This is a genomic window from Vallitalea longa, from assembly GCF_027923465.1.
Taxonomy (GTDB): Bacteria; Bacillota; Clostridia; order Lachnospirales; family Vallitaleaceae; genus Vallitalea; species Vallitalea longa.
Genome location: NZ_BRLB01000017.1, coordinates 93,092 through 105,509 on the forward strand (window position 1 = coordinate 93,092; position 12,418 = coordinate 105,509).

Consider the following 12,418-nt stretch of genomic DNA (forward strand, 5'->3'; position numbering starts at 1 on the left):
TTATCAAGTTTTAAATTTTCCAGATAAAATATTTTTGTTTGTTACAGTTTTTTTATTTTTTTCTATATTTACTTGGCGTCATACCAACTATTTTTTTAAATATATAATTAAAAAATTTAATATCTTTATAGCCTACTTTATTGGCTATTTCAATTACTTTATAATCATTTGGACTTTTTAATAATTTACAAGCCTCCTTTATTCTTATTTTTTGAACATAGTTTATCAAAGATATACCAACCGTTTTCTTGAATAATTTTGAAAAATAATCAGGAGTATAACCATAGGTTTTAGCCATATTGGTTAATGTAATATGGCAACTATAATTAATTTCAATATAGTTAATAACTCTTGAAATTATATTTTTATTTTTCTCATCAACATAATTTTTAGGTTCCTCTTTATATTTATATAAACGAAATATTATAACTAACAATTCAACAATATAAACCCTTAGCATTTGTACATACCCCGGTTCACCTGTTAAATATTCTCTTAACATTTTATCAAATATTTCTTCAATATTTGAATTACCATCTTCTGCCACTCTAATAATTTCATTAGGGTGATTATCTGGAAAAAGCTCTTTTAATAGATAATTATTCCTAAAATAACTTAAATTGTTTTTACCATTTAATTTATCATCAATAAAGTTATCTTTAAAGAGACAGTTATATATAATTAGTGGACTATATTTTACCTTTTTGTTATAACAAAATTCATGAGGTGTATGACTATTAATAATAAACAAGTCTCCTTTAGTCACTTCAATTAGTTGATCATTTATTCTGTGGAAACCTGTTCCTTCTACTACATAAGCAATTTCAATGCCATCATGTAAATGATAATGGGATTTTACTGATTCTAAATTGCGATTAATATAGAAATTTTGTCCTTTTCTAAAATGAACTTTTTTAATTTTTTGTTCCGAATAATTATTTTTCACAACAGGAACCTCCTATATAGAACACTTTTATATCCATTTTATCCTAGTCTATAAAGCATTTTTTGTCAATTTCGTTATTTTTGATAATATAGATAATCACTTCTTAAAATAAATTAAATCGACCCATATAAATTATTTAAAAGAAACTGTTACATTAGCAATTAGATTTACTAATGTAACAGTTCTTTTTTACAGTTTTTATTCATCTATTTACCAATAAGATTCCCATCTACTTCCTCACTGGTCTTATATACTTAAAATATCGTTCTGAATCAAAATAAAAATAAATTATTCTACCTGGGGAAGTATCAAAGCAGTAATCAGTGCCTGTAAAATCAAAAGTTGCCATTGCCTTTTCAATCTTTTCCTCCACACTACGATTTTCCTGCTCATAATCGAATGGTCCATGTTCAAAAACAATATACTCAGCTTTGGGAACATCAATCATAAGCATTTGTGGTGGTACTTCTCCTTTATAATCAAAAGGAAGTCGTACACCATAACACTCTATACGTGGAATACCCCAATCGCAGAGTCTACCGTCTGGATCATTAATATACGCCATAATCTGACCGCCGCCGCAGTTAGATTCGCTTCCACCATCGTCATCCAATTTGCCCTTGATACTATCGAGTAAACCGCAAATCGTTTCGCAGTCCTGTCCTGGTATAAGACTTTGCTTTTGCCAAAAATCCCAATACCCATTACTCTCATAGTTTTTAATGTGCAAAAATTTGTGTGCGGGTATAGTTACAAAATAAATTTTAACATCTTCTGTAGATTTCATCATCCCAATCTCTCCCAATCCTAAAAAGTAGCGGTCAAAAGGGTTTATTTTTGTACGAAGAACGACAGGCCTAGGTTTTTTTCGGTATTCACTTGGAGTTACACCATATGTTCCCTTAAAAGCTCTAGTAAAAGCTTCATGTGATGAATAACCATAATCAAAAGCAATATCCAAAAGACTTTTTTCACTATCCCGAACTTCTTTTAGAGCAAAGGCTAATTTTCTATTCCGTAGATAATCCCTAAATTGCATACCCGATATTTCTTTGAATTTTCTTGTTGTATAAAATTCTGAATAACCCAGCCTGCGAGAAAGAAATTGTAGTGTCAAGGCATGGCCATTATAATTTTTTATACATCTGTCAATTTCATCAACGATTATTTGAATTTGTTTCTGCCACTCGTACATTCGTCTATTCACCTCATTTCAATCGCCCTACATTTATTATAAAGAAACAGAAAGATTACTGCTTGATTCTACTTGCTATTTATCTATCTCATGTCATAGCAGAAATTACTGATGATTTTTATATTGAAAGTTATAAATTATAATTCAGATTCTATAATTGAATTAATTCTTTCTTTGAGTAAATTATTGTTAAATTCAGAATTATCAATTTTATACTTAATCAGTTCAAGTGAATCATAAACATCTCTTTCAAGTCTACTTCTTGCTTCAAGAACTTGTATAACTCCATCTAACTCCTTTAAATTGTTAGCTAAACCATAGCCTTGGTTTGTATAATAATTCAAAAATCCTTCAAACCATTCTTTTGACCTTTCATTTACAACTCTATTAAAAGATGTTTTAATATCCTTCTGTTCTACATATATTAACATAGGATTTAATGGAGTAATTTTCTCAGCTAAACTATTGATATAATTCATAGTAACATCTTTAGGAGTATTATTTCTAATCATACTAACTGTTACTGGATTCTGAATGAAACAACACTCAAATATAACGACCTTATCATTCTTACCATAATTATTGACAAAATCATTCCATTTACTTAATATCAATTCTGTATGAACATCTATAGGCAATTCATATATATCATTCTTAATAATATCATTAATTATTTCGTCTTCATATGTTATTTTTTGTTCTTCAATAGCCTTTCTATATGGAATCAGGTAACCATTATGATATTTGATTTTTATCTTATTCAATATATCTATGCTTCCTGAATGAACTTGTTGCAATATATTAAAGTTCTCATTATCAAAATAAGCTACTCCATCAAAATCTGCTGGATGATTATAATTCCCTTCACAATAAATCTCTACATTAAATCCTTTGTCTTTAAGAATGTCGTATACCACTTGAGCTGTAGTCGATTTTCCCGCCCCTGGTAAGCCCTCTATAATAATTAATTTAGTTGTCATTTTTTATCTCCCTTGTTCCACCAATGTTGTTGATTCATAAAATCATTATTCTATTTCTTTACTTTTTTTGCTTAGTAGTTTCCCTAATTACTACAGAAACCGGCATAACTATTGAATCTGACAATTCCATATTCCCCTCAATACGTCCTATCAGCAACTTGGATATTTCTATCCCTTTAGTATATATATCTTGTCTAACTGTAGTCAATGCGGGAATTGTATAATTAGAAAAACTTAAATCATCAAATCCAATAATAGAAATATCATCAGGTACATTCTTACCGAATTGGTGTAAAGTCTTCATTAAACCATAAGCCATGATATCTGCTACAATAAATATGGCTGTAACATCTTTATGGTCTTTTATAAGACGATATCCAACATTGATTCCACCTTTAATAGATACCTCTTCTTCAATGACAAGACAGTCTTTAATATCTATCCCTTCTTGTGTTATAGCACTGATAAACCCTTTATATCGTTGTTGATTAACTGGAGAATAATCAAGTATTGCTGTACCTATTGCAATATTAGTATGACCAAGAGATAATAAATGTTTTGTAGCAAGATATGCCCCAAATTCATCATCGATACCTACATTTATTACCCCTTTCCTTTCATGATTATAAGAGTCTATAGTTACAATAGGAACTTCAAGAGTATAGACTTTATCCCAGAAAACCTCTTCATAACCACCCAGTATAGCAATACCATCTAGCATTCTTTTATCGGTTAATTCAATGGCTTGTTCCGCAGAACCAATACATGCAATCAAAATATCATAACCCAACATTCGAGCACTATATTCTATCCCACTGATAATTTCACTATAATAGGGATTCTCTTTTAATATAGTGCCAGGCATATTATTCTCGTAAACTTGAGGCATAAAAATCCCAATAAGATTAGATTTCCCTTTTGACAAAGTTCTTGCTGTCATATCCATTTTATAATTCAGTTTATTGACAGCTGAAAATACTTTATTTCTCGTTGCTTCTGTTGTTTTATGATCATTGTGGTTCAATACATTGGAGACTGTTGCTACAGAAACACCTGCATACTTTGCCACATCTCTCATTGTTATCTTTGCCATTGCCATTCATCACCTTTATCTTAGATATTTCTTATTATAACGTTTTACATACTCTATAGCAATAGTTAATCGGTATACCTATGCCATCTTAATATATGAATACTTGATAATCTATCTCTATATATAATAAGTTGCTGTATACAATCGTTAATTGCATACAACAGCTGTTGTTTTTAACCCTTGTTAGCTCCTGCTGATAGTCCCTCAACAAGATATTTCTGTAAGAATAAATATAATAATGCTACTGGTGCTGCCACAATAACTGAACCTGCAGCAAACATGGTAAAATTATTGTTTGCCTGACCATTAATAAGTTCGTATAATCCCACTGCCAAGGTTTTCTTTTCATCTGAAGATATCAAAAAGCTAGGTAAAATAAAATCAAACCAAGGTGCCATGAATTGAGTTACCGCAACGAAAGTTAATATAGGAGACATTAATGGCAGTATGATTCTCTTGAATGTCTGATATTTGGTTGCCCCATCAATATATGCTGCTTCGTCAAGAGATATAGGTACATTCTTCAAATAACCTTTAACAAGCCATGTATTATAAGGTATCTGACCAGTGGCATATATGAGAACAAGTGCCAATGGTTGGTCTAACAATCCAAAATTCAAAAATAGTACATATATTGCTATCATCCCCATGAAAGATGGAAACATCTGCAGAATAAGTATTGATAACAGCCCAAATTTCTTGCCTGCAAATTTCAATCTGGCGAACACATATCCCATTGTCCCAGTAAGCACAACTGATACAGCCATATTTATTACTGCAATTGTTAGCGTATTGAGATACCATTGTTTGTACTTTGTTTCTTCAAATAATCTAATATAATTACTTAAGGAAGGATTTCTTGGAATTGCACTAGCAGTTGCAAGTGATGAACCTTTAGTAAATGAAGATCCTACAATCCAGATAACTGGATAAAGTATAACAAATGCAAAAATCAGCAACACAGAATATATGCCTATATATGCTAAAACCTCTTTTACATAATCAACAAATGTCTTATTATTCTTTTTTCTATTGGTTAATACAGTCATCTACTCAATCCTCCTTAAAAGCATCTGTATGCATGAAGTTCCAAGTTGATATACCCCCGATTAATAGAAATATAAGAATAGACATGATGGATGCCATATTGTACATCTTGAAATCTTTTGTCATTTTATATATCCATGTAATCAATATATCTGTATGCCCCGCATATTCATAAGCTATATTTCTTGGACTGCCATTTGTCAAGAAGAACACTGCTCCGAAATTATTGAAATTACCAGCGAATGACATAATAAGCAATGGCATAACCTGACTTAAGAGAATCGGAAATGTGACATGCCAGAATATTTGATTTTTATTGGCTCCATCAACTCTAGCCGCCTCATAAATAGTTTTATCAAAACTTGTTAGTATCCCTGTCATCAGCATCATAAAATAAGGTACCCCCAGCCAAAAGTTAACTGCTATAAGTGTAAACTTTGCAAGAGTTGGATTATTGAGCCAAGGAATATTCATGCCCAGCATTCTATTTAGAGGACCATAAGTCTGGTTAAAGAAATTTTTAAAAACAAGTAAAGATACCATACCAGGAATCGCCCATGGCAATATTAAAATAGTCCTCCATATCTTTTTAAAACGTACCCTATGATTATTAACAACCAATGCAAGAAATAATCCTCCAAAAAACGTTGTAAATGTTGCGATTACAGCCCATACCAATGTCCATACGGCAACTCCTATAAAGGTAGTCCTCCATCCTGGAAGCTGTATTACCTTCATGAAATTACCAAATCCAACCCAATCTATCAAATCCGCTGGCGGATTGTGATAAGCATCATAGTTAGTGAATGCTGTAAAGAAAGCAAATAAAATAGGCATGATAGAAATCAAAAGCAACAGCACTAATGATGGAGCACTAACTACATATGCGAAACTTGTCTCGAACACATGTTTAAAATATTCTTTCGAAGATTTTATTTGTCCCGATTTTTCATATTCGATGGCTATTTGATTTGCATCTCTGATATTGATTATCCAAAAGAATATCAATATACCTAATAGTAAAATCACAATCAAACCTTCAATCATCAATACAGGAGAGTTATCTCTAAATCTGCCACCAGTTGTCTCTCCTAGTGTAAAGAATCCCCACAAACCTTTTCTAAAAAATCCATACCCCCAAGCTTTAGGTTGATTAGGCAATCCACCACTAACCAAAGAACTTGTTAAAATTTCAATTAAAACATAGACTAGCTGTATCAGAAAGAAGCATAGAGCTTTCCCTTTTTGTTTATTTCTAAGCTGCCCTGCACCCATAATAAATATAGACAGCATTCCCGATTTAGTCATTCTTTTACCAAATAACTTTTGCCATATGGAGTAACTTTTTTTATCCAAGTTATTTGTATCTGTTTTCATATTTACCTCCTATCAACAAGCAAGATCATCTATTTACCAGCATCCTCAAGTATACGTTGATAATCACTCAAAGACTTAGCCTGAGCTTCTTCAATTGACATTTTTTCTACAAAAATATTTGTCCAAACATCACGAAGAGGATCCCACATATAGTTACCTTCTTGGATGACAGGCATAGCATGGGAATAAACCGCTTGTTCCAGGAAACCATTAGAAATGGAATCTTCACTGAGTCCAGGTATCTTAGAAGAGTCTTTTACAGCTGGGATTTTACCTAATGTCCCGTAAACTACTTTCATGACATCATCGCTTGCCAAAAAGTTGATTAAGTTAATTGCTGCATTAGGATAGTCAGTATATATATTCATACCTGTAACTTGAACACCTGAAAAAGTTATAGGGTTATTGCCATTGCTGAACTTTGGTAGGGCTATTGCTCCAAAGATATCTGAAGGTTTACTATCAGCAGTAAGACCAAATTTCCCTTCTTGTATCCACAGGTCCCAATTCTTTATAATATCTTGCATCACCCAAGGACCTGTTATCGTCATTGCCACTTGACCTTTCTGGAATCGTGAAGGAGCTTGGTCTCATCCCATATCTTCTAATGTAGCCAGTCCTGGAAATAGTTTCGATTCATCCTTATTTCCATACCAATCACCAGTTACAGCTTCAATGGAAGATCTGACCTCTGGTTTATCTATGTCAAACATGTCTGGATTATTATTATCACTACCGAATACACGATATCCATCACGAGTTAGAAATGGATAGTTATGATACGCATCATAGAGCTGCCATGCCAGAATAGTATGTATATCCTCTGAATCACTTATTTCTTCACCATCTCCTTTATAGAAACGATCTTGCTTAAATGGAACTTCTATTCCAGCTCCTGAATAATTGTTTCCCCATGAAGCAACACCTTCCAATAGTTCTTCAATATAAATCTCTTCATTCTCAACCTGCTCCAATAAATTGGAAGCACTGGTTTCAATCGTTGTTGGCAAAGCAGGAAGTGCTTTCAATAATTGTTTATTATATACTAATGCTATATTTTCTATTGATGATGGGATGGCATACATATCATCTTCATACATGGTTACTTCATATGCTGATTCCTGTATATTATTCATAACCCATTGTTTTACACGCTCAGGGAATTTATATAATATACCCGATTCTCTAGCATCAACCACACTGTTGTGCGGCATATAAAAAACATCAGCTCCAAGACCTGCTGGACCATCAAGTTTCATTTTTTTTGCACCATCATTTGAATCTACATTCTCATATTCTAATGTAACGTCTGGATATTTTTCATTCCATAATTTAATAACTTGTTCAGCAAATTCATCATTATCCGTCCACAACATCAACTTCGCATCTTTTTCCATAGCATATGATTGAGATTTCTCATCCCACTTCAGGTCATCTTCAAACTTTGCAGTAACAACCTTTTTACACCCTACCAATGACATCATCAACGTTAAAACCATAATAATACAAAATAATTTTCTCATCAAAAACCCTCCTTGATATTTATTATAATCAGAAAGTTTGATTATATATCGCAAAAAACTTTCAGTTATAACATCATTTATAGTTTAACACCACAATATTAAAAAAGTCAATAAAAAATATAATCGGTTAACTTTAATTAAATATTTACTTTTTATATGTTTTATGTTTTAATATAAATATCCAAATTAATCGATTAACCAAAATATTTAATAAAATTTATCCAATTACTTGTTAGGAGGTTTATTATGGCTAAAAATAGTCCTGCAACTCTAAAAAATAAAACTATTTACGAAGTATATGTAAGAAATCACACTAAATCTGGTACTTTTAAAGGCATTATTAGTGATTTACTACGTATTAAAAATTTGGGAGTAGATATAATCTGGTTTATGCCAATACATCCTATTGGTCGATTAAATAAAAAAGGAACTCTAGGTTGTCCTTACTCAATCAGTGACTATACCAAGATAAATTCTGAATATGGAACAGAAGAAGACTTCAAAAACCTTATAGAAACTATACATACTATGGAAATGGATGTTATGATTGATGTTGTATATAACCATACATCTCATGATAACGTCTATAAAATGGAACATCCAGATTATTACTATAAAACAAAAGAAGGTAATTATGGTAACAAGATTGCTGATTGGTCAGATATTATTGATTTGGATTATAATAATCATGATCTTTGGCAATCACAAATTGATGCTTTAAAAAAATGGGCTTCATTAGGTGTCGATGGATTCAGATGTGATGTTGCACCTATTGTACCTATGGAATTTTGGGCTGAAGCACGTATGCAATTAGAAGAGATTAATCCCGATATAATACTCCTTGCAGAAACTGTTGAACCTCACTTTTTAGAAAGTGTTAGAAATGCGGGTATTCCTATGGCTTCAGATTCTGAAACCTATCAAGTCTTTGATATCTGTTATGACTATGACACATACGGAGAAATGTCAAACTATCTACGTGGCAAATGCACTCTAGATTACTTTTTGGCACGAAAAAGATTACAAGAAGCAATTTATCCTGATAATTATGTGAAACTAAGATATCTTGAAAATCATGATATTCCTAGAGCAAAGAAATTGATACCAAATGATTCATTACTAGCTACTTGGACTTCATTCATGTTTTTTGAAAAAGGTGCTGCTCTATTATATTCTGGTCAAGAAGTTAAAGCAACTAAACAACCCTCATTATTTGATAAAGACCCTATCAATTGGTCTAAAGTAGATAAGCCTTTTATATCTCTTATACAACGCCTATCACAGCTAAAAAAAGAAGCTATCTTCGCTGCAGGCAGATATATGATTCATAAACCAAACGTTGAAGGAGTTATTTTTGCTACTTATGCTACTTCAACTGAAGTTCTTTATGGAATATTTAATGTTGAAAGTAAAACAGGTATACTGGACTTATCAATTAATGATAATAATTATTTGCCTATCCCTGCTATTAAGGACGGAGATTATAAAAACCTTGTTACTGATGATTATATAAGAATAGAAAATCAGAAGATTTTATTAAGGGAAGAAGCTTTTATTTTTAAAGTTAAATGTTAGACTGGTATAGCTTATATCTTGCAAAAAGAATGTAAAAAAGGCTCTATAAAATATATAAAAATAGTTCCCTAGAATAAACAAAATATCTAGGAAACTATTTTTTATACTATATTCCTTTATTTACTATCATCATAACCTTTAATCATTTTCAATCAATTTAATTTATATTACCTCTTAAATTAATTTATAAAGTTATTGTAGTTTCACAAAGAATATCATTTGATGCAGAACCTATTAAAATACGGAAATCACCTGATTCAACTACCCATTCATATTTTAGGTTCATCAACTTAAATGAATCATAATTCAATTTAAATGAAACTTTCTTTGATTCACCAACATCTAATGAAATTCGTTTAAATCCTTTCAATAACATTGGCGGCGTTACAACAGTACTCTCAACATCATCAATATAAAGCTGAACAACTTCATCACCTTTCATATTACCAGTATTTTTAACTTTAACTGAAATAGTTGCTGTACATTCTTTTTTATCAATATTACTAACAGTCATATCTGAATAATTAAATGTTGTATACGACAATCCAAAACCAAAAGGATATAAGGCTGATTTATCTCCTTCTAAAAATACAGTCGCTCCACCTGGAAGCATAGAATAATAACAAGGTATACGACTTGTGCTTTGTGGAAAAGATATAGGCAATCTACCTGCTGGATTTATTTTACCCAATACAGCTTCCACAATTGCTTGTGCACCAAGCTCTCCACCAAACCATGTTACCATAATTGCGTTACAAATATCTTTTTCTATAGATAGATCAACAGGTTTACCATTTTCTAATATTAACACTAGAGGTTTACCTAATTCTGAAAGCTTTTGAATTAACTCTCTTTGTCTACCATGTAAAGTCAACTCGCAACGGTCACGGCCCTCACCACTGGTTATTGTATTATCTCCACCTACCATTATTATGAAATCACATTTACTAGCGATTTCTATTGCTTCTTCAACTGTATCAATTATTTCATCTTCTCCTTCAGAATATAAATGAGGTTGACCATCAACAATTCGCTGAGTTTTCTTTCCTTTAGTTATAGCACACCCATCACATTGACGAACTATAACATCTTCTCCAACTGCTTTTTTAAGTTCATCATATACTGATAAAACCTTATAACCAGTAGGAAGAGAAGAATAACCTCCTATTTTTTGTGATGCAGAAGATGGACCTATTAATGCAATTGATTTACATTCTTTGCCAATAGGTAATACTCCATCATTTTTAAGTAATGTTATTGATTCACGAGCTACATTTAAAGAAATATCTCTATGCTCATCACAACGTATTATTTCTTTGTATCGTTCCTCATTTGTGTAAGGATTCTCAAATAAACCTAAATCAAATTTTACTCTTAAAACACGTTTCACTGCATCATTAATTCTTTCAATATCCAGTTTTCCTTCATTTACTAATTCTACTAAAGTTGTTTCAAAAAATTCATTTGGATAATCACAACCTTGAACGTCTAACCCATTTGCTATTGCCATCTTTATAGCATCTTTGTCATCTTTAACTAAGTGATGCCTATTTTTTATTTCACCGATTCCTGCCCAATCCGAACGAGAGTATCCTTTTATTTCTAGTTGTTCTTTTAATATATCATTCAAATAATATTTTGAACACATCATTACATCACCATCAATGGAATTATAACTTGCCATTACATTATATGCTCCACCTTCTTTAATACCAGCTTCAAATACTGGAAGATATACACTATGTACTTCTCTATGTCCAACTCTTGCTGGTGAACAGTTAGTACCACCTTCTGGGATACCATGTACGCAATAATGTTTTGGCTCCGAAACTACAGCATCATCTCGGCTTACATCGCCTTTTTGCTCACCTGTAATCATAGCAACTCCCATTCTTGAAGAAAGATAAGTATCTTCCCCAAAAGTTTCTTCAACTCTTCCCCAACGTGGTTCTCTTGCGATATCTAAGTTTGGGGCTAATATTTCATGCATACCTAAAGCACGAGTTTCTCTACCTATTGCCTCTCCCACTTTTTTAACTAAATCCACATCAAATGTAGCTCCTAAATTAAGAGGTACTGGAAATACTGTTCCTCTTGTTCCACTCACACCATGTAACGCTTCTGCAGTAAATATACATGGTATACCCAACCTTGTTTCTTCAATGAAATATCGTTGAAGTTTATTCATCACTGCGGGTATTGAATAAGTATCATGCACAAAACCAATACCTCTGTCACCAAATTCTTTTCTAATTCTATCAAAATTAAATTCCGTATCATTATCAACACTACAATTATGTATAGTTGAAGGCTTTGTAGCAAATTCCACCCCACGCATCATATCAAGTTGTGCTGCTTTTTCTTCTAATGTCATACGTGATAATAAGTCCACAATTCTTTTTTCTACTGGCAATTCTCTATTCATATAATCCATTATCATTCCTCCATTTTCATAAACAATAAATTCTGACGTTTTCAACATTATGTGACATGCTCCCCCACTAAACCTATAAAACGGTTTTGAGGGGGCTTCTTGGGACGTAGTAACCTAATGATTACTATTATTACCAAGCTCTACGGGTAAGCCCTACCCTGTAATATTTTAATATTGCAACAACAATTTACCTTGATTTTTAATGTTTATACTTGCATTTAGGTCTCTATCTATTGAATTGCCACACT

The 12,418-nt window shown here is 32.0% G+C and carries 9 protein-coding genes and 1 pseudogene; 1 reads left to right on the plus strand and 9 read right to left on the minus strand.

Features of this window, described 5'->3' with window-relative positions:
* Positions 1–52 precede the first annotated feature (52 nt).
* From QMG30_RS20030 to QMG30_RS20065, 8 genes and pseudogenes are all read right to left on the minus strand, one after another.
* The gene (locus QMG30_RS20030) at positions 53–946 is read right to left on the minus strand and encodes an AraC family transcriptional regulator (RefSeq protein WP_281818575.1); all 894 of its coding nucleotides are present in this window, start codon (positions 944–946) and stop codon (positions 53–55) included.
* 229 nt (positions 947–1,175) lie between these two features.
* A complete protein-coding gene (locus tag QMG30_RS25185) occupies positions 1,176–2,141 on the minus strand; it encodes a helix-turn-helix transcriptional regulator (RefSeq protein ID WP_281818576.1) in 966 nt (321 codons plus the stop codon).
* Positions 2,142–2,278: 137 nt separating this feature from the next.
* Complete coding sequence (locus tag QMG30_RS20040; protein ID WP_281818577.1) at positions 2,279–3,121, minus strand: P-loop NTPase family protein; 843 nt, start codon at positions 3,119–3,121, stop codon at positions 2,279–2,281.
* A gap of 58 nt (positions 3,122–3,179) precedes the next feature.
* Positions 3,180–4,214: a LacI family DNA-binding transcriptional regulator gene (locus QMG30_RS20045; protein WP_281818578.1), complete on the minus strand. Its 1,035-nt coding sequence runs from the start codon at positions 4,212–4,214 to the stop codon at positions 3,180–3,182.
* Between the two features lie 173 nt (positions 4,215–4,387).
* Positions 4,388–5,263: a sugar ABC transporter permease gene (locus QMG30_RS20050; protein ID WP_281818579.1), complete on the minus strand. Its 876-nt coding sequence runs from the start codon at positions 5,261–5,263 to the stop codon at positions 4,388–4,390.
* A 4-nt stretch (positions 5,264–5,267) separates the two neighbouring features.
* The gene (locus tag QMG30_RS20055) at positions 5,268–6,638 is read right to left on the minus strand and encodes an ABC transporter permease subunit (protein WP_281818580.1); all 1,371 of its coding nucleotides are present in this window, start codon (positions 6,636–6,638) and stop codon (positions 5,268–5,270) included.
* Positions 6,639–6,667: 29 nt separating this feature from the next.
* Positions 6,668–7,216: pseudogene (locus tag QMG30_RS20060) on the minus strand (sugar ABC transporter substrate-binding protein); the annotation flags it as partial.
* Positions 7,217–7,228: 12 nt separating this feature from the next.
* Entirely contained in the window at positions 7,229–8,161 is a 933-nt protein-coding gene (locus QMG30_RS20065; protein WP_281818581.1) for an extracellular solute-binding protein, read from the minus strand.
* 246 nt (positions 8,162–8,407) lie between these two features.
* Between QMG30_RS20065 and QMG30_RS20070 the strand changes: the two genes are divergently transcribed.
* Complete coding sequence (locus tag QMG30_RS20070) at positions 8,408–9,736, plus strand: alpha-amylase family glycosyl hydrolase (protein ID WP_281818583.1); 1,329 nt, start codon at positions 8,408–8,410, stop codon at positions 9,734–9,736.
* A gap of 184 nt (positions 9,737–9,920) precedes the next feature.
* Here the strand turns inward: QMG30_RS20070 and QMG30_RS20075 are convergent, their stop codons facing one another.
* A complete protein-coding gene (locus tag QMG30_RS20075) occupies positions 9,921–12,170 on the minus strand; it encodes a glycoside hydrolase family 3 N-terminal domain-containing protein (protein WP_281818584.1) in 2,250 nt (749 codons plus the stop codon).
* Positions 12,171–12,418 lie beyond the last annotated feature (248 nt).